25 protein-coding genes are annotated in these 23,774 nt (G+C 59.0%); 14 read left to right on the top strand and 11 right to left on the bottom strand.

Annotated features, from left to right (window positions below):
- Window positions 1-5: 5 nt before the first annotated feature.
- The 6 genes from C1J04_RS15870 (at window position 6) to C1J04_RS15845 (ending at window position 5,495) form a co-directional block, all read left to right on the top strand.
- Window positions 6-1,541 (top strand): class I adenylate-forming enzyme family protein, encoded by a 1,536-nt coding sequence (locus C1J04_RS15870; RefSeq protein WP_114865547.1) that lies wholly within the window; start codon window positions 6-8, stop codon window positions 1,539-1,541.
- A gap of 247 nt (window positions 1,542-1,788) precedes the next feature.
- Entirely contained in the window at window positions 1,789-2,184 is a 396-nt protein-coding gene (gene tnpA / locus C1J04_RS15865; protein ID WP_114865386.1) for an IS66-like element accessory protein TnpA, read from the top strand.
- Window positions 2,181-2,531: an IS66 family insertion sequence element accessory protein TnpB gene (gene tnpB / locus C1J04_RS15860; protein WP_072630505.1), complete on the top strand. Its 351-nt coding sequence runs from the start codon at window positions 2,181-2,183 to the stop codon at window positions 2,529-2,531. The genes tnpA and tnpB overlap by 4 nt, the downstream gene beginning before the upstream one ends.
- A gap of 59 nt (window positions 2,532-2,590) precedes the next feature.
- On the top strand, window positions 2,591-4,231 hold the full coding sequence (gene tnpC, locus C1J04_RS15855; RefSeq protein WP_114865387.1) for an IS66 family transposase: 1,641 nt from the start codon (window positions 2,591-2,593) through the stop codon (window positions 4,229-4,231).
- Window positions 4,228-4,830, top strand: a complete 603-nt coding sequence (locus tag C1J04_RS15850) for a plasmid pRiA4b ORF-3 family protein (RefSeq protein ID WP_114865388.1) — start codon at window positions 4,228-4,230, stop codon at window positions 4,828-4,830. Before tnpC ends, C1J04_RS15850 begins: the two co-directional genes overlap by 4 nt.
- Before the next feature lie 89 nt (window positions 4,831-4,919).
- Window positions 4,920-5,495, top strand: coding sequence for a flavodoxin family protein (locus tag C1J04_RS15845; protein WP_114865546.1), 576 nt, complete (start codon window positions 4,920-4,922; stop codon window positions 5,493-5,495).
- A 94-nt stretch (window positions 5,496-5,589) separates the two neighbouring features.
- On the opposite strand, the gene C1J04_RS15840 is transcribed toward C1J04_RS15845, so the two are convergent.
- From C1J04_RS15840 to C1J04_RS15825, 5 genes are all read right to left on the bottom strand, one after another.
- Window positions 5,590-6,045, bottom strand: coding sequence for a PaaI family thioesterase (locus tag C1J04_RS15840; RefSeq protein ID WP_114865545.1), 456 nt, complete (start codon window positions 6,043-6,045; stop codon window positions 5,590-5,592).
- Between the two features lie 18 nt (window positions 6,046-6,063).
- Window positions 6,064-6,786, bottom strand: a complete 723-nt coding sequence (locus tag C1J04_RS15835; RefSeq protein ID WP_114865544.1) for a helix-turn-helix domain-containing protein — start codon at window positions 6,784-6,786, stop codon at window positions 6,064-6,066.
- Entirely contained in the window at window positions 6,770-7,624 is an 855-nt protein-coding gene (locus tag C1J04_RS15830) for an NAD(P)H-binding protein (RefSeq protein WP_114865543.1), read from the bottom strand. The genes C1J04_RS15835 and C1J04_RS15830 overlap by 17 nt, the downstream gene beginning before the upstream one ends.
- 11 nt (window positions 7,625-7,635) lie before the next feature.
- Window positions 7,636-7,770 carry a hypothetical protein gene (locus C1J04_RS19705; RefSeq protein WP_276319497.1) on the bottom strand — a complete coding sequence of 45 codons (135 nt, stop codon included), beginning with the start codon at window positions 7,768-7,770 and terminating at the stop codon, window positions 7,636-7,638.
- Window positions 7,771-7,876: 106 nt separating this feature from the next.
- Window positions 7,877-8,638, bottom strand: a complete 762-nt coding sequence (locus tag C1J04_RS15825; protein WP_114865542.1) for a glucose 1-dehydrogenase — start codon at window positions 8,636-8,638, stop codon at window positions 7,877-7,879.
- 127 nt (window positions 8,639-8,765) lie between these two features.
- Between C1J04_RS15825 and C1J04_RS15820 the strand changes: the two genes are divergently transcribed.
- Window positions 8,766-10,100 carry a TetR/AcrR family transcriptional regulator gene (locus C1J04_RS15820; protein WP_114865541.1) on the top strand — a complete coding sequence of 445 codons (1,335 nt, stop codon included), beginning with the start codon at window positions 8,766-8,768 and terminating at the stop codon, window positions 10,098-10,100.
- 17 nt (window positions 10,101-10,117) lie between these two features.
- Here the strand turns inward: C1J04_RS15820 and C1J04_RS15815 are convergent, their stop codons facing one another.
- Genes C1J04_RS15815 through C1J04_RS15790 form a run of 6 tightly spaced genes read right to left on the bottom strand, consistent with a single transcriptional unit; the run spans window position 10,118 to window position 15,102 of the window.
- Window positions 10,118-10,519 carry a PaaI family thioesterase gene (locus C1J04_RS15815; RefSeq protein WP_037929788.1) on the bottom strand — a complete coding sequence of 134 codons (402 nt, stop codon included), beginning with the start codon at window positions 10,517-10,519 and terminating at the stop codon, window positions 10,118-10,120.
- Entirely contained in the window at window positions 10,519-11,001 is a 483-nt protein-coding gene (locus C1J04_RS15810) for a PaaI family thioesterase (protein ID WP_114865540.1), read from the bottom strand. Before C1J04_RS15810 ends, C1J04_RS15815 begins: the two co-directional genes overlap by 1 nt.
- 11 nt (window positions 11,002-11,012) lie before the next feature.
- Window positions 11,013-11,816 carry an enoyl-CoA hydratase-related protein gene (locus C1J04_RS15805; RefSeq protein ID WP_114865539.1) on the bottom strand — a complete coding sequence of 268 codons (804 nt, stop codon included), beginning with the start codon at window positions 11,814-11,816 and terminating at the stop codon, window positions 11,013-11,015.
- Window positions 11,809-12,663 carry an SDR family NAD(P)-dependent oxidoreductase gene (locus tag C1J04_RS15800; protein WP_114865538.1) on the bottom strand — a complete coding sequence of 285 codons (855 nt, stop codon included), beginning with the start codon at window positions 12,661-12,663 and terminating at the stop codon, window positions 11,809-11,811. Before C1J04_RS15800 ends, C1J04_RS15805 begins: the two co-directional genes overlap by 8 nt.
- Window positions 12,664-12,673: 10 nt before the next feature.
- Window positions 12,674-13,873 (bottom strand): acyl-CoA dehydrogenase family protein, encoded by a 1,200-nt coding sequence (locus C1J04_RS15795; protein WP_114865537.1) that lies wholly within the window; start codon window positions 13,871-13,873, stop codon window positions 12,674-12,676.
- Window positions 13,874-13,887: 14 nt separating this feature from the next.
- Entirely contained in the window at window positions 13,888-15,102 is a 1,215-nt protein-coding gene (locus C1J04_RS15790) for an acyl-CoA dehydrogenase family protein (RefSeq protein ID WP_114865536.1), read from the bottom strand.
- 259 nt (window positions 15,103-15,361) lie between these two features.
- Between C1J04_RS15790 and C1J04_RS15785 the strand changes: the two genes are divergently transcribed.
- From C1J04_RS15785 to C1J04_RS15755, 7 genes are read left to right on the top strand one after another with little or no spacing between them, the layout of a single operon-like run.
- Window positions 15,362-17,167 carry an acyclic terpene utilization AtuA family protein gene (locus tag C1J04_RS15785; protein ID WP_114865652.1) on the top strand — a complete coding sequence of 602 codons (1,806 nt, stop codon included), beginning with the start codon at window positions 15,362-15,364 and terminating at the stop codon, window positions 17,165-17,167.
- Entirely contained in the window at window positions 17,167-17,958 is a 792-nt protein-coding gene (locus tag C1J04_RS15780; RefSeq protein WP_037932021.1) for an ABC transporter ATP-binding protein, read from the top strand. The genes C1J04_RS15785 and C1J04_RS15780 overlap by 1 nt, the downstream gene beginning before the upstream one ends.
- Window positions 17,955-18,746: an ABC transporter ATP-binding protein gene (locus C1J04_RS15775; RefSeq protein WP_037932024.1), complete on the top strand. Its 792-nt coding sequence runs from the start codon at window positions 17,955-17,957 to the stop codon at window positions 18,744-18,746. The genes C1J04_RS15780 and C1J04_RS15775 overlap by 4 nt, the downstream gene beginning before the upstream one ends.
- Window positions 18,743-20,590 carry an AMP-dependent synthetase/ligase gene (locus C1J04_RS15770; RefSeq protein WP_037932027.1) on the top strand — a complete coding sequence of 616 codons (1,848 nt, stop codon included), beginning with the start codon at window positions 18,743-18,745 and terminating at the stop codon, window positions 20,588-20,590. Before C1J04_RS15775 ends, C1J04_RS15770 begins: the two co-directional genes overlap by 4 nt.
- On the top strand, window positions 20,541-21,473 hold the full coding sequence (locus C1J04_RS15765; protein WP_224769622.1) for a branched-chain amino acid ABC transporter permease: 933 nt from the start codon (window positions 20,541-20,543) through the stop codon (window positions 21,471-21,473). The genes C1J04_RS15770 and C1J04_RS15765 overlap by 50 nt, the downstream gene beginning before the upstream one ends.
- Before the next feature lie 3 nt (window positions 21,474-21,476).
- A complete protein-coding gene (locus tag C1J04_RS15760) occupies window positions 21,477-22,514 on the top strand; it encodes a branched-chain amino acid ABC transporter permease (RefSeq protein ID WP_037932033.1) in 1,038 nt (345 codons plus the stop codon).
- Between the two features lie 44 nt (window positions 22,515-22,558).
- Entirely contained in the window at window positions 22,559-23,749 is a 1,191-nt protein-coding gene (locus tag C1J04_RS15755; protein WP_114865535.1) for an ABC transporter substrate-binding protein, read from the top strand.
- The last annotated feature ends 25 nt before the right edge of the window (window positions 23,750-23,774 follow it).

Genomic DNA, 23,774 nt, shown 5'->3' with positions numbered 1-23,774 from the left:
AGACAATGCTGCCCGAAGTGATGCGCGCCGGCCGCGCCGATCTGTACTCAATCTTTCGAACCCGTGTGCGCAACTGCGCGGAGGCTCTGGCCGTGGAGGACGGCAGCAACCGGTTGACCTATGCCGAATTGCACGACCGGGTTGACCGGCTGGCGTCCGTGTTTCTGGCCAGGGGCATAGCACCGGGGGACAGGATTGCGATTCTGTCGCACAACCGGGCAGAGTACCTGGAGCTGCAACTGGCTGCGTCGGGGATCGGCGCGATCGTTGCCTGCCTGAACTGGCGGCTTGCGCCGGACGAATTGCGGCATTGCGTCGAATTGGTCGAACCGGTTCTGGCGCTTGTCGAACCCGGCCTCAAGGCGGCATATCAGGATATTGCCTCAACCCCCTGTCTGGAAATCGGGCCCGAGCTGGAATCAGCCCTGGCCGGGGCACGGCCAGACGCGCGCGTCGGCACCCTGGTGGACGATCCGGAGGCGGGGCTGACGATCCTTTACACTTCGGGAACCACCGGATTGCCCAAAGGGGCGCTCATCAGCCATCGCGCGCACATCGCGCGGTCCATGGTCTTTGCCGCGCAACTGGCGCTTGATCCCGGCGACGGATTCATCGCCTGGGCACCGATGTTTCACATGGCCTCCACCGATCATGCCCTTGCGACGCTTTTGCGCGGCGGTACCGTGGTCATGGTGGACGGGTTGCAGTCCGCGGTCATCAACGCGGCGCTGTCACGCCACAAAGTCGGTTGGTTCGTAATGATGCCGGGCACACTGGAGGCCTTCATTGCGGAACGACGCGCCAATCCGCTGCCCGTAAAAGGGATCAAAGTTTGCGGCGCGATGGCCGATCTGGTGCCCCCACATCAGATTGCGGAGCTGACAGGCCTTCTGGACACACCCTATCTGAATTCCTTCGGGGCCACCGAGACCGGGCTGCCGCCGGGAACCGCCGACCTGATCGCCCCCGGTGTCGTGCCAAAGACATTGTCCAAGCGCGTCAGCGCCTTCTGCGAGGTTCGGTTGGTCGATCCCGACGGCGACGAGGTGCCGGTTGGAATGCCGGGCGAAATGGCGGTGCGGGGTCCGACCCTGTTTTCGGGATACTGGAACGCCGACGACACCAACGCCCGCGACTTTCGCAACGGGTTCTTTCACATGGGCGATCTGTTCCGACGCAATTCCGATGGCACCATCGACTTCGTGGACCGGGCGAAATACCTGATAAAGACGGGCGGCGAAAACGTGTATCCAGCGGAAATCGAGCGGGTGCTTCTTGCGCATCCGCGTGTGGTCGACGCTGCAGTGGTGCGCGCCTTCGACGCGAAATGGGGCGAAAGCCCGGTGGCCTTCGTCGCCTGCGTCGATGGAGGTCCACAGGCGCAAGAACTGATGCAGCTTTGCCGGGAGTATCTGGCCGGATACAAGCGGCCCCGCGAAATTCGGTTTATTTCGTTCGATGATTTCCCGAGATCGACCAGTGGCAAGGTTCAGCGCCATGTGCTCGAAGCCCGTCTGAATGATGAAGAATCTTGCACCTGAAGAGTGACCCGGCGCACAATTGCTGTGCAGCTGCGCTCAGAACTCGGCCGGAGACCCGCGGTCGTGATATTATATTTTTATTTATCAATAGCTTAGTAAGCTACGAAGTTGATTATCAATGACGGGCCTTCGGACCTCTGATCAGGTTTTGAAAAACAATCAGCTTTCTTTTAGTAACCGTCTTTCGTAAACCTCCGCCGAGGGCCGTCTGGCTGCTGGGCTGTGAGATCGTTTATCGAGTGTCCTTATGGACGCACACGAAGACACCCCCCGCATTCAAGTTTTGTCGGTCTCTGATACCGGCCGTCGCCGCCGCTGGACGGATGACGAGAAAGTCCGGATCGTTGAGGAAAGCTTTGGCGACGGCGTGACAGTGGCTGAGGTTGCACGACGCCATGATGTTTCGCGGTCTCAGCTTTACGATTGGCGTTATCGCCATAAGAATGGATTGCTTGGTTCTGGCCCGCAATTTTTGCGGGTTATGAAGATCGAAGATGCTTCTGATGGCTCTGACACTGCGCCAGCGCCACAAGTTCCTGTCATGACTATTGATCTTGGCCCGCGGTGTCGTGTGGCGATCCCGTCAGGTTTTGACATGGAAGCTGCTGCGCATCTGCTCAACGGCTTGATGGTGCGGTCATGATCGCGTTTCCGGCTGGAACGAAGGTGTGGATTGCAGGCGGTGTGACGGATATGCGCCGAGGCATGAACACTTTGGCGCTGACAGTGCAACAGGGGCTTGGGCGTGATCCGCATGCGGGTGAGATATTTTGCTTTCGAGGCCGCAAGGGTGACCTGGTGAAGCTGCTCTGGCATGACGGGGTGGGCATGTCGTTATATTTGAAGCGTCTTGAAGCGGGGAAGTTCATCTGGCCGGTGAGCCAAGACGGGACGGCTGTTGCTATATCTGCGGCGCAGTTGGGCTATCTTCTTGAGGGGATCGATTGGCGTAATCCACGCTGGACACAAAGACCCAAAGCGGCTGGATAATTTGTGCTGAAACGCCTGTTTTTATTGGCGTTTAACAGCTTCTGTGGTAAATATTTGCCATGTCCGACGCCGCTTCCGAAATCGCCAGATTAAGCACTGCACTTGCCGCGCAGACCGCCCGAGCGCAGGCTGCGGAAGCCGAATTGGCGCAGGCCCGCGCCTTGGCCTCCTGCACGGACGCAATGATCCAAGAATTAAAGTTGGAGATCGCCAAGCTGCGGCGCGACAAATACGGCATTTCCTCCGAGCGTCGCACGCGGCTGATTGATCAGCTGGAATTGCAGCTTGAGGAATTGGAAGCGGCCGCAACGGAGGATGCGCTGGCGGCTGAGCAGGCTGCGGACAAGGCGAGCGCCGTGCGTGCCTTCACGCGACGCAAGCCCGTGCGCAAACCGTTCCCCGATCACTTGCCCCGCGAGCGGGTTGTCGTCGAAGCACCTGCCGCCTGCACCTGCTGTGGCTCGGACCGGATCGTAAAGATGGGTGAAGATGTCACCGAGACGCTGGAGGTGATCCCCCGCCAGTGGAAGGTGATCCAGACGGTCCGCGAGAAGTTCACTTGCCGAGCTTGCGAGAAGATCAGCCAACCGCCGGCCCCGTTCCATGCCATTCCGCGCGGCTGGGCCGGGCCGCAACTGATCGCGATGATCGCCTTCGACAAGTATGGACAACATCAACCGTTGAACCGGCAATCCGAGCGCATTGCACGGGAGGGAGTTGATCTGAGCCTGTCCACCTTGGCTGATCTGATCGGCCATGCCTGTGTGGCGCTGACCCCCATTCATGCGTTAATCGCGCGCCACGTGCTGGATGCTGGCCGTTTGCATGGTGACGATACCACCGTGCCGCTACTGGCGCGTGGTGGCGCAAAGACGGCGCGACTGTGGACCTATGTGCGCGACGATCGACCCTGGGATGGGGGTGCGCCACCTGCCGCACTCTTCCACTTCTCAACAGATCGCCGGAAAGAACACCCGACACGGCATCTGGCCGAATGGCACGGTGTTCTTCAGTCGGACGTGTATGGCGGCTACAATGATTTGTATCTCGCAGATCGTAGTCCGGGCCCAGTCCGTAGTGCGCTGTGTTGGAGCCACGCAAGACGCAAGTTCTTTGAACTGGCCGACATCAAGGCCATAGCCCGCAAGGGTAAAAAAGTAGCAAAAGAAATCTCGCCCATCGCGCTGGACGCTGTGACGCGGATTGATGCGATCTTTGCGGCCGAGCGTGACATCACCGGCCTGTCAGATGCAGCGCGTCATGAAGCTCGCCAGCAGTGGGTAGCGCCGATGGTCAATGATCTGCATGATTGGATGCTGGCCGAGCGGGCTCGGATGTCAAAGCACAACCCTGTTGCCAAGGCGATCAACTACATGCTCGAGGGCACAGGTCGCTGGGAAGCCTTCACCGCATTCCTTGATGACGGGCGCCTCTGCCTCACGAACAATGCCGCCGAACGGGCGCTCAGAGGGATCGCATTGGGCAGAAAGTCATGGCTTTTTGCAGGGTCTGAACGCGGTGGCGACAGGGCAGCCTTCATGTATACCCTCATCGTCACGGCAAAAATGAACGACATTGACCCGCAGGCATGGATGGCAGACGTCTTGGCGCGACTGCCCGATATGCCTGTGTCTCGCTTGCCAGAGCTGTTGCCCTGGAATTGGAAGGCCGCCATGGAATTGAAGAGGATTGCTGCATGACGCTGGTCGCGCGCATCAAGGTCACATTGTCCGATGTCGAGCCTCAGGTGCTTCGACGCTTTGATGTGCCCCTCAAGATCAAGCTGAACCGCCTGCATGATGTGATCCAGGCTGCCATGGGATGGACCGACAGTCACCTGTATGAGTTCAGGGCCGGCGGCAGCGGCTGGGGCGTGCCAGATCCAGATGGTTTTTACGATGGCCCGATGCCCGCCAGCAAAACCAGCCTGCTTGACGTGATCGAAGATGTGGGAACCAAGACCATCCATTACATCTATGACTTTGGCGACAACTGGCACCACGTGATCAAGATCGAGAAAATCGATGGCTCTATCGCGGGCGCCACCTATCCGCGCCTCGTCAGGGCCATAGGGGCTTGTCCGCCGGAAGACGTCGGCGGCTTCCCCGGTTACGCGGACTTCCTGGACGCCATCGCCGACCCCAAGCACGAAGAACACGGCCAGATGCTGGAATGGTATGGGGGACAGTTCGACCCGGATGAGGCAGAGATCGGCCGCATCCTCGATAGCTTCGAGCGTCTTGCCAAAAAATGGGCACCGAAGCCGCGTAAACCAAAAGCCGCACCCAAACCCCTCTGATCAATACGGCGCGCCCACGGCCTTCGCCGAAGGCTTACCGTCTTTCCTAAGTCATGGCTATTCCAAATTAAGCAAAAGGTGTACCGACCATGACGAAGCTAGCGATTGTCTATTACAGCGGATATGGCCACACGGACGTTCAGGCCAATGCCGTCGCCGAAGGGGCCAGGGGTGTCGAAGGCGCCGAGGTCGAATTGCTGAAACTGTCTGAAGACGGAGAGTTGGACGCGGCGGCCTGGGCGGCGCTCGATGCGGCCGATGCCATCGTCTATGGCAGCCCGACCTACATGGGCGCCCCCGCCTGGCAGTTCAAGAAATTCGCCGATGCCAGCTCGAAGCCCTGGTTCACGCAGAACTGGAAGGACAAGATTGCCGGTGGCTTTACCACTTCTGCGACGGCAAATGGTGACAAGTTCTCGACCATCCAGTATTTCATTACCCTGTCGCAGCAACACGGCCAGCTCTGGTGCGGCGTCGGTCTCATGCCCGCCAACACCAAGGCGGACGGCCCTGAAAAGCTGAACTGGACGGGCGGATATTCCGGTCTTCTCGCGATTGCCCCCTCCGACAGCTCCCCCGAGGAATACCCGACGGGCGGCGATCTGGACACGGCGCGGTCCTATGGTCAGCGGTTGGTTGAAACTGCGAAACGCTGGAACAGCTGATCCAGCTTTCCGATGAAACGACCCGGTCGCCAGGATGTGCGGTGGCCGGTTCACAGGCGTCGGCGCAACACCGCAGCCGTTGTCGGGGTGATGGTTACCCGGCAACGCCCGTCCGTCCCACCAGCGCCATCAGCGTTCCGGTCATCGTGGCAACAAGTTTTTCATCCTGCCCCTTCACTGCGTAGGCGCGCGCCTCGCAGACCGTGAGCGTTCTGCCCGGTTTCACCACGTCGGCGACGAATCGAAACCGCTCCCCGTCGGCGGGGTTGAGCAGGTTGATCTTGAATTCCGCCGTCAGCACTGCCGCGTCTGCGGGCATCAGCGAAAACGCCGCGTATCCGCAGGCGCTGTCCAGCGCGGTCGAGACAATACCGGCATGCAGAAACCCGTGCTGCTGGGTCAGCGCATCGCTGTTTGCCATCTCCAGAACGATATGACCGGGCGAGAGGTCGGCAATGCCGATCCCCAGCGTGTGCATCACCTTCTGGCGTTCGAAACTTTCGCGCACGCGCGCGTCAAAATCTGGGTTCCTCGGATCGAATTGTGCCATACTATGATCTCACTCCTTTCATTCATCCGTGATGAGCAATCGTAGCCGATTCTTGAGGCGTGCATCTTGTAACGAAAGGCCAAAAGGGCGCGGGGTCGCCAGAGACCGCAGCGCACCCGGCGGTCTGCCGGCATAGGCCCGGCAGACCGCCGACATATGCGATTGATCGTAGTAGCCCGCGTCCAGCGCCAGATCGCTCAACGGCGGGGTGGGGCCCGCGAGCTGTTCCAGCAGCCGGCGAAATCGCCGGGTGGCGGTGAGCCGCCGTCGTGAAATCCCGGTATCGGCGCGCGTCCTGCGCCGTTCGGTCCGATCGCTAACCGCCTTCGGACGCGCCGCGAAGCTCAGCCTACATGCAACATCGTCCAGCGCTGAAACAAGCGATGGCAGGCCATCATCGCTCTCCCGAACGCGGGCCAATGCCAATGCCAAGGGCGTCAGCGTTGCGGCCTCTGGCATATGTTCCGGTCGGGCCGACAGCCGTAGCCCGGCCACGATGCCGCAAAAGGAAGACTGTCGGCGGGTAAAATCCGGGCGGGGTGGCGCAAGCGATATTTGCGTCCTGTCGCCACCTGTCACCGAAAGGGTGAAGAGATCCGTAGCGAAACGCCCGCTGCCGCGCCCGCTCAACGCGCCGGTGTCGCGGAACACAAATAGATGGGCGACCTGCGCCGCAGCGTCCGCAGGCGGCGCCAGCTCAAGATAGAGCGGCACCGCCACCCAGTTATCGGACGAAAGCATCACGATTCTCGGCAACGAAATCGCGGAAGCAGCGCGCCGGACGACCGAGCACGTCGCTCACGGTGGTCTCGATGCCGCCGAGGTAACCTTTGGGCGCGATGGAAGCCAGTTCGACCATGGCCGCAGCGACCTCGTCCTGCATCCCGCCGGCGACCATCGCGGCCTTGGCGTCCTCGGCCGACAAGGGCGCTGAGGTGATGGAGCGTCCGGTCTCGTCTGACAGGATAGCGGCAATATCTTCGCCGGTCAGGGCTTCGGGCCCGGTCAGGCCATAACCCTTGCCCGCGTGGCCTGCGCCGGTCAGCGCCTCGGCAGCGACCTCGGCAATGTCGCGGGCGTCGATCCAAGACACCGGCCCGCCAAGATCATCATGATAGACGCCGGTCTTCGCGATACTGTCGGCCTGCCACAGCAGGTTCTGCATGAAATAGGTCGGCTGGATAAAGGTCCAGTCCAGCCCGCTTTCCTTCAGCAGCTCCTGAGCTTCGGAATGCCACTTGCCAAAGGTCAGCCCTGCCTTGGGCGATGCCCCAAGCCCGGTGGCCAGAACGACGTGCTGCACGCCTGCTGACTTGGCCGCCGCAATCGCGTTTGCTTTCCATTGGCGCATGTCCAGATGCGCAGGCGTGACCAGATAGATCCTGTCCGCCCCGGTGCAAGCCTGTTCGAGCGCGGCAAGGTCGGAGAAGCTTGCAGTGACCGCCTCGCATCCCTTGTCCCTGAGTTTGTCGAGCTTGCTCGGATCGCTGGTGACAGCACGCACTTTGGCGCCCTTTGCCAACAGTGTATCGACAAGGGGGGCGCCGGTGGTGCCGGTTGCTCCAAATACAGTAATCATTCCGTTTCCTTTCAAAGGGCCGTGATGGCATTCAGGGTTTCGGTATAGCGCGCCGGGTACTCGGCGGTGGTAGTGCCAGAGCCATCCGAAAAAGCGGCAACCGCGCTGAACCGCTTAATCTCGGAGGCTACCGGGTTATTTGTCATCTTTCGTCAATGAAAAAAGGCCGCACTGAAGGCGCGACCAGTTGGGGAGGTAACTTCGGAAATGGCTTGGCAGCGGCGCATTAGAGCAAGCACGGCTGCCAGGCGATCAACCGTGCATCGACAAGCCACCGGAAACCGAAATAACCTGGCCGGTGATAAATCCGGCATCATCCGACGCCAGGAAACAAATGATCCCGGGATAGTCACTTGGCTGGCCAAGGCGTTTCATCGGTATGGCCCGTTTGAGGCCTTCGGCGATCTTGGCACCGGTATCGCCCTGGGCGAATTGGGCAAGAAGCGGTGTGTCGGTCGGACCGGGTGCAACTGCATTCAACTGGATGCCCTTGCGAGCCAGTTCACGCGCGACAGTCTTGGTAAATGCAATTATTCCCCCCTTGCAGGCTGCATAAACGGACTCTCCCGATGATCCCACGCGACCGGCGTCGGAGGCGATGTTGACCACGCGGCCTTTACCATTCTCGACCATACCGGGGAGTACAGCGTGATGCATGTTCAACGGCCCATATAGATTGATGTCGATAAGCTTCTTCCAGTGTTCTGCATCGCTGTCGAGGAACGGCTTGACCACATCCCAACCTGCGTTGTTCACAAGGATGTCGACCGGCCCGCCGGCCTCGAACTCGGCCACCGCCTTGTCGACCTGAGCACGGTCGGTAATGTCCACTTTGAACGCCTTCGCTTTGCCTCCGGCGTCCAGAATATGCTGGACAGTTTCCTGCGCCCCCTCTTCGTTCATATCGAAAACGGCGACTTCGGCACCTTCTTCGCCGAACCGTTCACATACGGCCCGACCGATGCCGCTACCGCCACCTGTCAGGATTACACGTTTTCCATTCAACCCTCGCATAGAGAGATCCTCCTCTTCCGCTTACATCTTGGCAAAGAACTTGATTCGAAGCCTTCTTTGGTGTATTCTAACAGTTGTTAGATTTATTACAATGGACAGTGTTGTGACTGTTCAGTATCGACAACGAATGGTGAGATATACTGATGCCATCAAGAGAACCGACGATGAAATGAGCAAGTCGGAGCGGACACGAGGCGGTATCCTCGTTGCGGCCGCTCGCCTGTTCCGGCACGAAGGCTACAACGCCACGACGATGCGCGACATTGCGCAGGTATCCGGCATAGAAGCCGGAAGTATCTATTACCATTTTCAATCCAAAGACCAGATTCTGAGCGAGGTTCTGGATATTGGTGTGCGGCAACTCTACGAGAAAGTCAGTGAGATCGTCCGGTCGACGAAGGGGGATTCCCATGATTTTCGCAAGACCTTTGCATTGCTCATCGAAACGCACCTGACCTATCTGCTGACCGACAGCGACTTTACCTCTGCCAATATCCGCAACTACCCGATGTTGTCCGATGAGGCACGCGCTCCGCACCGTGAGTTGCGCGCGGCTTATGCGCGGGTCTGGAGTTGCTTTTTGAATAATGCGAAAAATGCGGGCCACCTGAGGGTCGACATCTCCGTGGCTGCAATCCGCCAGTTCATACTGAGTGCCATGAACTGGACAGTGGAATGGTATGATGTGGATCGGTATCCGGTGCATGTTCTCGCCGAACGCATGAGCAAGCTGATACTTGATGGAATGTGTTCCCGGCACATGGTCGTTACGACAGGACTAAAGACGAACGCCGCCAACTCTGTCGACATCCCCGACCCCATCGGCAAGGCCGAGAAAACCCGCGCGGAAATCCTGATCGCCGCGGCGCGCGTTCTCAGGGACAATGGTTACAAAGCAACCACGCTGAGACAGATTGCCGACGAAGCGGAGATGAAGGCGGGCAGCGTCTACTACCATTTCAAGTCCAAGGAAGCTATCGTGGACGAGGTTCTGAACGCCGGGTTGAGCGACCTTCTGACGGGTGTCAGCGCAGCAGTTCAGGAATTTGAGCCCCCTTACGATCATCACGCAAGGATAGCGACAGCAATCTGGACGCATCTGGATTTTCTTTTCAAGGCGAGCGAGTTCACGTCTGCGAACATCCGAAGCTATGGGATGCTACCCAACAGTTTCAGGGAACGGCACAGAGGAATTCGTCATGAATACGGAAGACTGTGGGACAGGATCCTGCGCGAAGCGCAGGATGACGGTGCCATCCGGTCGGATATCAAGATCGTCCCATTGCGCCAGGTGATGCTGGGGGCATTGAACTGGACGGTGGAGTGGTTCGACCCGAATGAACCCGCAAAAGACGGGTATCTTTCGCTGCCCGAATTCTCCGGCATGCTCATCAAATTGCTGCTCGAAGGGGTTTGCTCAAGAGAGGCGACCCCCTACACCGAACACGAAACGGCCAACTGACCGTTCAACGGTTGTGATCAGACCAACAGGAAGTGATACAGTCCTTCTGCAACCTGTTTTTCCCGACCCGTCTGCCATGTAATTACACTGACACTCGCGATACGCTTGCCCTTGCGGGTGACATTCGCACGGGCATAGAGCGGACCCTTCACACCAGGCCGAAGATAATCCACGGTCAGATTGATCGGCTTGGCCGGAACTTCGGTGAAATCAGGTTGGACGGCAATAGCGGCTGTCGCTTCCATGAAGCTGGCAATGATGCCGCCATGATAATGCTCCATGATCGGGTTTCCGATATGATGAGCTTCAAAAGTCATCTCGGCTTCGGCATGAAAGTCGTCCATGCTCTGAACCTCGAAATTCAGAAACCGGAAAAACGGCACCCTGGCCACGTTGGCATTGACGGTTTGCAAGTTCATTACGAGGCTTTTCCTTTGGTCATCGCTTCTAGAAGGCTGGTGTCACCGCGGGTCAAAGCGAACGAGGCGGTTCCACGGGCGATTTCCGCATCCTCGTGGCCATCGAACCAGATGTTGCCGGCATTAAAGGCGATATGGCGGGTTTTCCGAAAACAATGCGCGCTGACGATGACGTCTGCGCGCGACCGCGCGGCCCGCAGATAATCAACCCTGAGGTCCAGGGTCGCCATCGAGCTGACCCCCTTGATGGTCACAAAGTTCGCCAACCCGAAAACACTGTCCAACAAAGCGGTCAGAATGCCACCGTGAAGCAGGGTCTGATCCTTATCCACACAAAAGTCCGGATTGAACGGCATCCGCACCCGAACGCCTTCGCTCGACACCTTTTCGATCTCGAGCGCCATGTGGGTAATCAGACCCTTGCCGCGCGCATTCCACATTTGCGCGATCTGCTCCATATATTCTCTGCTGATATCAGCCATGCGTTCTTTCCTTAACGCCCCGTGAAGTGGGGTTTTCGTTTCTCGATGAACGCAGAGACTGCCTCATGGTGGTCCTCGGTCTGATGCATCAAGGCCTGATAGGCCGCCGCGGAATTCAGGAAATCCGGCAAATCCATCCGTTCGGCGTTGCGCATCAGGCGCTTGGCGATCCGTACCGCCCGTGGCGGTTTCGCAGCAATCACCGCTGCACGTTCGCGGGCACGCTCCAACAGGGTGTCATGCGGCACTACCTCCAGCACCATGCCGATCTCCAGCGCCTCATCGGCCGCGACCATGCGGCCCGAAAACGTCAGATCGGCTGCCCTTTGGTGGCCCAGACGGCGCAGTAGAAACCAGCTGCCCGCGTCGCCCGGAATGATCCCGAGGTTCAGAAACACCTCGCCGAACTTCGCCTTTTCCGACGCAATGCGCATGTCGCACATCATGGTCAGGTCACACCCCGCACCGACCGCCGCACCGTTGACCGCTGCAATGGTCGGAATATCGAGGTTGTAAAGCGCCTGCGGCAATTTCTGCACGCCGTCGACATAGCTTTGCGCCGCCGCCAACGGCTCCTTTCGAAAAACACCGTCGGGGTCGTTCATCTCCTTGATGTCGCCGCCCGCACAAAAAGCAGAACCAGCACCCGTGAGGATCATGACGCTGACTTCGGGGTCGGCCTGCACTTTTGCAAACTTTTCCAGAAGTGCCTCGATCATATCGTTTCCGGTAATCGGATTACGGCGTTCCGGGTCATTCAGGGTAACAGTCGCGATGCGGTCTTTGATATCCAGAAGGACATTGGGTTCACTCATTTTTCCCGTCTCCGCGCTCTCGTTTCTCGAACATGTCCGGATTGATCATGTCGCGGGCATCGTGGCCCATATGTAGTGTTTCACCGCCGTCAACATAGATATCCTCGCCGGTAATGAAATTCCCTAAATCGGACGCAAGAAAGATGATCGTACCCGCGATGTCCTCTGCCGCGCCCATGCGATTCAGGACCGACCGGTTCAGATCCTTCCACCGGTCTGGCGGAATGGGATAGCGGCCGAGCGCGTCGGTCTTGATCGTGCCCGGCGCGACGCAGTTCAGACGAATCCCGTATTCGCCCCATTCGGCGGCCAGTGTCTTCATCATCCCGGTCACGCCGGCGCGTGCAGCAACGGTATGCGCGAAACCGGTCAGGGCGGTACGGCCCGAAATCGCGGTAACGAATACGACCGAGCCGCCGGAGTCATACATGAAATGATCCGCCGCCGCGCGGGTCATCTGCCACGACCCGATCAGGTTGTTGCGAATCACCGCCTCGAAACCCTTGTTCGTGATGTCGCGAGCCGAGGCAATATACTGACCACCCGCATTGTTCACCAGAACGTCAAGCTGTCCGTAGTGCTCCTTGATCCGCCCCATCGCGGTTTCGATACTGTCCTCATCGCGGGTGTCGCCGGGCACGACAAACGCCTCGCCCCCCGCGGTGCGAATCATCTCGGCGGTTTCTTCCAGCGGTTCCTCGCGGCGTGCGAACAGGGCCAGCCTGGCCCCGCAAGACGCCATCTCAAGCGCCGTGGCCCGGCCCATGCCCGATCCGGAACCGGTGACGAGGGCCACCTGACCCGCCATGAGGTCAGAGGCATAACGCGGTGTCTTTCGGTCGCTCATGTCTTTCCCCTCATTCCTTAAGAAGCTCGCCGGCGATGATCAGCTTGCGCACTTCCTGAGTGCCCGCACCGACCTCGAGCACGCGCCCGGTCCGGTAAAGCCGGTTCACTTCCGTATCGCGCATATAGCCCGATCCGCCATGGATCTGAACGGCCTTGTCCAGCACAAATGATGTCGCCTCGGCAGCCTTGAAGATCGCCGCTGCCGTCAGCTTGTGAATTTCGCCGCGCCCGCCTTCGCCTTCTTCCAGACCTTCGCACATGGCGACGGTTTTCAGTGACAGACTGCGCGCCGCCTCGATCCGTGTGTACATGTCGGCCAGCATCGCCTGCACCATCTGGAAACTGGCGATCGGCTTGTCGAACTGTTTGCGCGTCTTGGCGTAATCGATAGAGATATCAAGCGCCCGCTGCGCAATGCCCAGAGCATTGAAACAGACGATAGCGCGCTCCAGGTCCAGCCCCGACATTGTCACCGCAACACCACCATCCAGCTTGCCGACCATGTTCTTGGCGGGCACACGGCAATCCTCGAACACCAATTCGCCGGTCGGCGATCCGCGGAACCCCATCTTGTTGAGCTTCTGAGCCACCTTGAAGCCGGGCGTGTCGGTTTCCACGATAAAGGCGGAAATGCCCTTGGCCCCCTTTTCGGGCGAGGTCTTGGCATAGACCAGCACCAGATCCGCAATCGGCCCGTTGGTGATGTAGATCTTGGCGCCGTTCAGAATATAGTCGTCGCCATCCTTTTTCGCCGTGGTCCGCATCGAGCCAAGCGCATCGGAGCCGGCACCGGGTTCGGTCAGGCCCAAAGCGCCGATCAGCGTGCCGTCGCACAGCCCGGGCAAATACTTGCGGCGCAGATCCTCACTGGCGTTGCGATAGATATTGTTGACGCACAGGTTATCATGCGCCACCTGGCTAAGACCGATCGCGGCAGAGGCGCGCGACAATTCCTCGCTTATGATGCAGGCCGACGTGAAATCGAGCCCGGCCCCGCCGTATTCCGGCGGCACGTTGAGGCCAAGATACCCCATCTCGCCCAGCTTGGGAAAGACCGAAGGCGGCAGATCATCGGTGTCGTCCATTTCCGCGTTCAGATGATGAAACTCCGACATGAAGAACTTGCCGGCCTGATCGGCCAGCGCCTGCTGTTCATCGGTCATGAAATGTGTTGGAAGGTCGATGTCGTTGCGTAATTGCTTGTTCATGGCTGGGTCCTCCCTCAGGCGCGCAAAAGTTCTTCGGCGATGATGATCTTGCGGACTTCACTGGTGCCCGCACCGATCTCCAAAAGTTTGTTGGCGCGGAACAACCGGTTGATCTCGGTGTCCTGCATGTAACCCGAACCGCCATGGATGTGGCAGGCTTCGGTGACGGCCTTGTTGAACGCTTCGCCCGCATAAAGGCAGGCGGCGGCGGTCAGCTTGTGAATCTCGCCACGTCCTCCGGCCCCCTTGGGCAAACCGACACAGGCCGCCAGCGCGCGATAGCTGAAGGCGCGGGCGGTTTCGACCTCGGTGTAAATCTCGGCCAGTTTCGACTGAACCATTTGGAAACTTGCGATGGGTTTGCCGAATTGTTCGCGGATCTTTGCATACTCCAGACCCAGTTCCAGCGCCCGCTCGGCCATGCCGACGCAGACAGAAGTGACCATCGCGCGCTCCAGATCCAACCCGCTCATCACCACTGATACACCGCTGTTTTCGGCACCCACCATGGCAGACGCCGGCACGCGGCACTCGTCGAACACCAGCTCGCCGGTTGGCGAGCCGCGAAAGCCCATCTTGTCCAGCTTCTGCGCTACCTTGAACCCGGGATTGTCGGTTTCGATGATAAACGCCGAAATGCCCTTGGCGCCCTTGGATTTGTCAGTCTTGGCATAAAGCAGGACCACATCGGCGATCGGCCCGTTCGTGATGTAAATCTTCGAGCCGTTGATGATATAGTCGTCACCGTCGCGGCGCGCGGTGGTGGCCATGGAGCCAAGCGCATCCGAGCCCGCGCCGGGTTCGGTCAGCCCCAGGGCTCCGACCAGATCACCGGAACACAGGCCAGGCACATACTTCTTTACCTGCTCCTCGGAGCCGTTGCGCAGCAGGTTGTTCAGACACAGGTTGTCGTGTGCCCCGTGCGACAGACCCACCGCCGGATTCCATTTCGAGATCACTTCGGACACCAGCGCCTGGGTGAATTCATTCTGACCGGAGCCGCCCATTTCCTCGGGCGCAGTGATCCCCAGAAGGCCAAGCTCTCCCATCTGCTTGAACAGATCGTCAGGCCACCAATCCTCAGCGTCCATACGCGCCTGCAGCGGGTGCAGCACCTCGCGCGATACGCGATCCACGTGATCGACGATCTGTCGCTGCTCGCTGGTCAGCGAGTAGTTTGCCCTGATGGCTTGCAGATCGGCCATCACCGTACTGTCTTGACTGTTCATGGTTTTCCTCCCGAGCAGAATGTCAGATTGACCTGTTGACCAAAATCAAACATATGTTAGAAATATTTGCAAGCCGCGCTTTTTGCGATTTGACGCCGTTGCGCGCGGTGCGGAAACGGGAGCCATCGGACGTAATCGAAAGAGAGCGTCCTTCGGGATTTCTGCAGCTACGGGCGGCATTCACGGCTTTTCGGGCCGGACAGCGTGCTGTTCGTGACACAAAGCGCGCGCCGGAATGGACGGGCAGATAGGGGGGTATATGTCGGATCGACAACTGCGCATCGGGTGCGCTTCGGGTTTCTGGGGTGACACGCCGGAGGCCATTGGCCAGTTGGTGTCCAAGGGCGACATCGACTATCTGGTGTTCGATTACCTGGCCGAGGTGACGATGTCGCTGATGGCGCGGGCGCGGGCGAAGACGCCGGAGGCGGGCTTTGCGCCCGATTTCGTCAAGGCGCTGGTGCCCTGGCTTGAGGATATCAAGGCCAGGGGGATCAAGGTGGTGGCCAATGCCGGCGGGGTGAACCCGCGCGGTTGCCGCGACGCGCTCGCCAGGGCTGCCGCCGAGGCGGGGGTCGAGCTGTCCATCGGTGTCGTGCTGGGCGACGACCTCATGGAGCGCGCGGATGCGATCCGCGACCGCGGCGTGACCGAAATGTTTTCCGGCGCGGCCTTTCCGGACGAAATCTGGAGCATGAACGCCTATCTGGGCGCGCGCCCCATCGCGACCGCGCTGGACGCCGGGGCCGACATCGTGATCACCGGGCGCTGCGCCGACAGTGCCGTGGCGCTAGGCCCTTTGATGCACGAATTCGGCTGGAAAGACGAAGATTGGGACAAGCTCAGCCAGGGGTCCCTGGCGGGCCATCTGATCGAATGCGGCCCGCAGGGGACGGGGGGCAATTTCACCGACTGGCAGGACGTATCGGGCTGGGACGACATGGGGATGCCCATCGTCGAGGTGTCCGAAGACGGCAGTTTTGTCATGACCAAGACGGCCGATACCGGCGGTCTGGTGTCGCCCGGTTCGGCCGGCGAACAGATGCTCTATGAAATCGGCGATCCACGGGCCTATCTGCTGCCCGACGTGATCTGCGACTGGTCCGGTGTCACGCTCGAACAGATCGGCCCCGATCGGGTGCGGGTCAAGGGCGGCAAGGGGCTGGGGCGCACCGGCAGCTACAAGGTGTCGGCGACCTATGCCGACGGCTGGCGCGCGGTCACCACCCTGACGCTCGCCGCCATCGACGCCCCGGCCAAGGCCGAGCGCGTGGCCGAGGCGATCCTGACCCGCTGCCGCCGGATTTTCCGCAACAAGAACCTGGGCGATTTCCGGCAGGTGAGCGTCGAGGTTCTGGGCGCCGAAGCCGCCTATGGCGCCAACGCCCGCGCCCGGACCCGCGAAGTGGTGCTCAAGATCGGCGTGGCACATGAGGAGCGCAGCGCGCTGAACATCTTTGCCGGTGAAATCGCGCCAATGGCCATTTCCACTGCGCAGGGTCTGACCGGGTTCTACGCCGGACGGCCCAAGGTACAGCCGGTGGTGCGGCTGTTTTCCTTCCTGCAGGACAAGGCCGACACGCCCGTTGCGGTCGAGGTCGATGGCAAGGATGTGCCAGTCACCGTCGCCACCAGGGAGGTGCGGCTTGATCCGCCCGCCACGCCGCCGGCCGACAGCCGCGACGCGGGCCCCGATGCCGTCAAGGTGCGCCTGGTCGAACTGGCCTGGGGCCGTTCGGGCGACAAGGGCGACATCGCCAATATCGGTATCATGGCCCGCAAGCCCGATTACCTGCCCTACATCCGATCCGCCCTCACCGAAGACGCGGTGAAAACCTATTTCGCCCACCTGTGCAACGGCCCGGTCGAACGCTTCGATCTGCCCGGAAGCCATGCGCTGAACTTCCTGCTGCATGAGTCCCTCGGCGGCGGCGGCATCGCCTCGGTCCGCATCGACCCCCAGGGCAAGGGCTTCGCACAAATGCTCCTCGACATCGAAATCCCCGTACCGGCAAAACTCGCCGAAAATGACGGGTTGGCTATGACAAAAGAAAGTGCCGCCTGATGTTGAATGTGAACAACGTCCAGATTGTCTATGACAACGTAATCGAGGCGGTACGCGATGCATCCCTATCGGTCGACGAGGGTCAAATCGTTACGCTACTGGGATCGAACGGGGCCGGAAAATCGACGATTCTGAAGGGAATATCCGGCGTGCTCTATCCCGAGGATGGCGATATCATCGGCGGTACGATTACGCTCAACGGCGAAAGCCTGATTGGCCGCAAACCTGACGAAATCGTGCGCAGCGGCGTCGTGATGGTTCCCGAAGGACGGCAATTGTTCGAGCCCCTGACCGTCGAGGAAAACCTGATGATGGGCGGCATCACCCGAAGCCGTTCCGGGGCGACGGAAGCGTTGGAAAACGTGTTCGATATTTTTCCTCGCGTGAAAGAGAAACGCAGCACCATCGCGGGTTATCTGTCGGGCGGCGAACAGCAGATGGTCGCGATCGGCCGCGCGCTTATGTCCAGCCCGCGTTTGCTGATGCTGGACGAACCCAGCCTTGGGCTCGCGCCGCAGATCATCGCAGAGATCTTTGCTGCCGTGAGCGACCTGTCGAAACAGAACAACGTCTCCGTCCTGCTGGTCGAGCAGAACGCCGAGCTGGCGCTGTCGATCGCAAGCTACGCTTATATCATTGAAAACGGCAGGGTAGTGATGGACGGGCCGCCGGACAAGCTGATGGATAACGAGGACGTCAAGGAGTTCTACCTCGGCTTCTCGGAATCGGGCCACCGCCGCAACATGCGCGATGTGAAGCATTACAAGAGACGCAAGAGGTGGCTGTCATGACCGTACTGTTGCAGGTCGATAATCTGGTCAAGAAATTCGGCGGTGTCACGGCTGTCAACGGTGTCGGATTTCCGGTTCTCAAGGGCGAAATCTTCAGTCTGATCGGTCCGAACGGTGCCGGTAAGACGACGATGTTCAACCTGATCAGCCGGGTTCTTCCAGTGACCTCCGGAACGATCACGCTCGATGGCAACGATATCACCCGGACCGCTCCGCACCGGATCGCCCCGCTCGGAATGGGGCGTACCTTCCAGAACCTGGCCGTGTTCAAACATGCCAGCGTTGTCGACAACCTGCTGGTGGGGCGCCACAGTCATATGAAGACCAGCGTGCTGGGCGGGTTGCTCTTCGGTCCGACCACGCGCGCCGCCGAGCGGGCACACCGCAAAAGGGTCGAAGAGATCATCGATTTTCTCGAAATTCAGCACGTTCGGGACGTGCCCGTCGGTGCACTGGCCTACGGATTGCAGAAACGGGTCGAACTGGGGCGGGCCCTGGCAACCGAACCAAAGTTGCTGCTTCTCGATGAGATGGTTTCCGGGATGAATGCCGAAGAAACGGAAGACATTGCCCGCTTCATTCTCGACCTGAAAGAGGAACTGGAGATCACAGTCATGATGATCGAGCACGATATGGGAATCGTTACAGATATCTCCGACCATATCGCCGTTATGAATTTCGGCGAGCGAATTGCCTATGGCACGCCCGATGAAATACGGGCGGATCCACACGTAATCGAGGCTTACCTCGGACATAAGCTACAGGAAGATACGGAGGCGGTTCATTGAACGATCTTGATGCGCGCCTGAAGGCCGGCGATCACACGCTACCGCAGCTATTGATGCACTGGGCCGAAAACATACCCGATGAACTTGCCATTCGGGAAAAGGATCTGGGGATCTGGAACCGGGTCACCTGGGCCGGCTATTTTGAACGTGTCCGATTTTTTGCCCTTGGTCTTCATGCTTCGGGATTCGGGCGCGGCGATCGTCTGGCAATTGCCAGCGAGGACACTCCGGAATGGCTGTATTCCGACATCGCAGCGCAAGCACTGGGGGGAATGACTGTCGGCGTCTATCCGACCAACCCCTGGCCGGAACTTGACTATATCCTTCGCCATTCCAAAAGCAGCGTCGTCGTCTGCGGGGATCAGGAACAGGTCGACAAGGTTCTGGATGCCGAAGCGAACAACGGGGCCTTTCCGGATCTCAAGTTGATCGTATGCGTCGATATGAAGGGAATGCGCGCCTATGATCGAACGCGCCTGAGATCGTTCGAAGAGGTGGTCCAGGCCGGGCGGGACCATGTATCGAGCCATCCTGAGGATGTGGATTTCTTTGGTGAATGCATCAGGGAAACCAAGCCCGACGATCCTGCGGTCGTGGTCTATACATCGGGCACGACCGGACCGCCGAAGGGTGCCTTGCTTTCGCATCGGAACCTGCTCGTGGCATCTTTCCCGCTGATTTCCCAGTTCAACCTGACGCGCGACCGGTATTCGGTCGTTTGTTATCTGCCGCTTTGCCATGTTGCGGAACGGATATTCTCGACGATCCTGAGCCTGATGATCGGCGGTCAGGTGAATTTCGCGGAATCCATCGATACCGTTCAGGTCAATCTTCGGGAAATTGCACCGAAGGTCTTTCTGGGCGTACCGCGAATCTGGGAAAAACTGCAATACAGCGCATCGATCAGAATTCAGGACGCGCGGCCCCTTGCCAGACGAATCTATAATTGGGGCCTCGATCTCGGCCAGACGCATTTCCGCAAGATCGAAGCGGGCGGGCGGTTGACCCCGGTCGAACGGGTCAAACACTTTGCAGCAAAGATCCTTGTCTTCAATCCACTGAAAAGGTTCATGGGAATTGACAAGGTCCATTGCGGTTTTGTGGGAGGCGCATCCATTTCACCCGAGGTTGTCCGGTTCTTCCGGGTGATCGGCGTGCCGCTCTATCAGGTTTATGGCATGACTGAGTCGGCAGGTCTGGCGTTCTTTCAGAATGCTGACAAAGCCATCGTCGGGGCTTCGGGCGTCGCCGCTCCGGGTTTGCAATACAGAATTGCCGACGATGGCGAACTCGAGATCAAGCATCCCAGTGTTTTTCTCGGCTATCTCGACAATCAGAAAGCTACAGAAGAAACCGTCGTCGATGGCTGGTTGCAGACGGGTGATGTGGTCGAACAACTCGATAACGGTGAAATTGCCATCGTCGATCGAAAGAAGTCGATCATCATCACGTCGGGCGGCAAGAATATTACACCGTCCGAAATCGAGAACGCCCTGAAAGATTCGATCTACATCGCCGAGGCGATCGTCGTCGGCGAGGGGCGGAACTTTCTCGGGGCGCTGCTACAGATCGACTACGATACGGTGGGAAAATGGGCTCAGGCTCAGGGGATGGCCTATACCACATTCAGCCACCTTTCCAGTCTGGAACCCGTCATAGACCTTGTTTCCAAGGAAGTGGCGCGGGTGAATGACGCGTTTGCCCGTGTCGAGAACATCCGGAAATTCGTCCTTTTGAAAAAGCAGCTTGACCACGACGATGGCGAAATGACCGCAACCCAGAAAGTGCGGCGCAATGTCATCGAGAAAAAGTTCGAAACCGAAATGGCGGAAATCTACGGCTAAGGGGAAAAACGTGGACTATTTCATATTGCTGACCGTTTCGGGGATCGCCATCGGCGTGATCTATGGTCTTATCGGAATGGGCTATGCCCTGATATTCAAGGCTACAAGTGTCGTCAATTTCGCCCATGGCGAAATCATGATGCTGATATCCTATATGGCGTTTTCCATCGCCAGCTCATGGACGCTTCCGTTCTGGGGCCTTTTGCTGGTCTGCGTCTTCATTTCCGCCATCGTTGGACTGGTGATCGAGCGGGTGTTTATCCGCCCGATGCTGGGCCAGGACGTGTTTTCGACCGTAATGGTGACCATCGGCCTTGCGGTGATGATCCGTGCGGTGGTGGTTCTGATCTGGGGAGCCGATCCACTGCTCCTGCCGACTGACATCGGCGACAGCGGCGTCGAATTCGGCTTGGTGTTCCTCTATACATCCCAACTTTACGCCATCGGTTTGCTCGCCTTCTGTGTGCTCGGAATGTGGGTATTTCTCCGGTTTTCGCGCATGGGCGTCGCAATGCGGGCCACTGCCGCGCGCGAGACCACTGCATTGCTGATGGGAATAAACGTGACGCATGTCTACGCAATCGCCTGGGCGATTGCCGCGGTCATCGCCGGGATTTCGGGCGTTCTGCTGGGGACGATCTATGGCCTTGGCCCTGACCTGTGGACGCAAGGCCTGCGCGCATTTCCGGCCGTAATTCTCGGCGGACTGGATTCCGTCTTTGGTGCCGCGATATCCGGTATTCTCATCGGTGTCCTTGAAAACCTGTCCGAAGGTTACATCGGACAAGGACTCAAGGAAATCTCCGGGTTCCTCGTCATTCTGGTGGTTCTCATGATCCGCCCCTACGGGTTGTTCGGAACGCCCGAGATCGAAAGGGTTTAATCCATGCGCACCGGTGTATTCGAGGAAAGCTATAGCGAGCTGATATCGCTTTACCGCAATCCGACGCAGACCTATTGGACAGTCGCACTCGTGCTCGCGGCGCTCGTCGCTCCGTTATTGCTGACCAATCACCTCACATCCCTGGTCAACGGAATGATGATTGCGGCGGTGGGGGTCATCGGTCTCAATCTCCTGACCGGAACGACGGGTCTGATTTCATTCGGCCAGGCCGGATTTCTGGCGGTCGGTGGCTATACGGCGGCGGTCCTGTCGGCCGACTACGGTATGCCACTGTGGCTCTGTCTGCCCGCCAGCGGGCTGATGGCAGCCGCCTTCGGTTTGATAGTCGGGATACCGTCGTTGCGCCTGAAGGGTCTGTATCTGGCGATCACCACGATGGCCTTTACCATCATTATCACGCATATCATCCTGAGTGCCGAAAGCATCACGCATGGCTCGTCGGGAATATCAACGCCGAAACCCGCGATCTTCGGGGTGGAACTCGCGACAGACAAATCCTTCTACTATCTCATCCTGGCAATCCTGACGCTGGCGATCCTCGGCTCTGCAAACATCAAACGCAGCCGAATAGGCCGTGCGTTTCTGGCGATCCGCGAGCAGGACATCGCGGCGCGTGTGATGGGTGTACCTGTGGCGCGGTACAAGCTCTATGCCTTTGTGGTCAGCTCGTTCTACGTCGGCGTGGCGGGTGCATTGATGGCCTACCACATCCGGTTTGTGAATGTGGACAGCTTCAGCCTGGTGATTTCCATCGAAGCCGTCTCCATGATCATCGTCGGAGGGCTCGGTTCTACCGCCGGGGCGGTGATCGGCGTCGTGTTCGTGTTAGGGCTGGCCGAAGTCCTGAACTATGTCATCGGGTCGATGGGGGGTACACTGGGGTCGGTTTCAGTGCTCGAATTGAAAGGTTTCATCTACGGGCTGACGATCGTCCTGTTCCTGCGGTTTGAACCGGAAGGGCTGATGGGGATCTACCGCGAATACAAGAACCGCTGGGTCAACTGGCCGTTCAGATACTGAACCAAACGCTCGGCACGTAAACACAACAAAGGGGAGAAGAAATAATGAACTGGTTTCTAAAAGGGACGCTGACGGCTACCCTTCTGACGATGGGTGGGGTTGGTGCCATGGCGGCACCCGGTGTAACAGAGGACAAGATCGTCCTGGGTGCTGTCGATCCGCTGACCGGGCCGCCAAGCCTTCTGGGCAAGGCCCATTCGCTGGCGCTGAAAGTCTGGCAGGAGGATGTGAACGCCCGGGGCGGAATCAACGGTCGCAAGGTTGAGATCGTGTTCGAGGATGATGGATATGTCCCCGCGCGCTCTCTTCAGTCCTTGAAGAAAATGGTCGAGGTCGATGACATATTCGCTCTGATCGGTACCTCCGGTAGTTCGCAACTGGCGGCGATGATGCCCCTGATCGACGAACTCGGAATCCCGGCTCTGAACAACATGGCCGTGAATTCGCACCATTTCAATCCGCCTCTCGAAACGCTGTTCGTTGTCGGTCCGACCTATTGTCAGGAAATCGCAGCGGGAATGACGTATCTCGTCGAAGAGCTTGGCCTGAAGGACGAGAAATACGCGATTGCATTTCAGGACGATGAATTCGGCGATGACGTTCGCTGCGGGTACCTCGCAGGGGTCGAGAAATACGGTCTCGACAACGTACTGGAGCTGGAATTCAAGCGTGGCCAAAAGGACTTTTCCGCCGAAATGCTGAAAGCCAGGGCCGCCGGCGTCACCGTGCTGGTGTCGGGCGGTGTCGTGGCGGAACATTCCACCCTGCTGAAGGAAGCCGCCAAGAACCGGATGGATATCACGTTTCTCGGTGCGCATTCCGCCCACCTGACTCCGGTGCAGGCTTTGGCGGGCAGTGCGGGTGACGGATACTACGCCGCAGACTACGTTCCGGCACTGAACTCTTTGGAAGTGCCTGGCGTGGCACGGTTCATGGACCTGGCCAACAAATATCTCAGCGAGAGCGAAATGGATTCGCTGAACCGCTATGCACTGGCAGGATATGCCGGGGCGATGATCTTCGAACATGCCATGACGGAATGTGGCGAGGATCTGACGCGGGCCTGCGTGGTCAAGAAAATGGAAGGTCTGGACGGCTTCGAAACGGACGGTCTGTTCGGTCCGGTGACCTATGGCGACGGCGTGCGTCACGCGCCGACCGCGGTAATGGTCCTGCAATCCAATGCCGAGGATAAGACGTTCTCGATCGTATCCGAGCGGATGGAAGTCGAATAATCCGCTGATTCCGCATGCAATAACC

The sequence above is a fragment of the Sulfitobacter sp. SK025 genome, from assembly GCF_003352105.1.
Taxonomy (GTDB): domain Bacteria; phylum Pseudomonadota; class Alphaproteobacteria; order Rhodobacterales; family Rhodobacteraceae; genus Sulfitobacter; species Sulfitobacter pontiacus.
The sequence above is the reverse complement of the archived record's forward strand: the minus strand, read 5'-3'. Positions and strand labels throughout refer to the sequence as shown.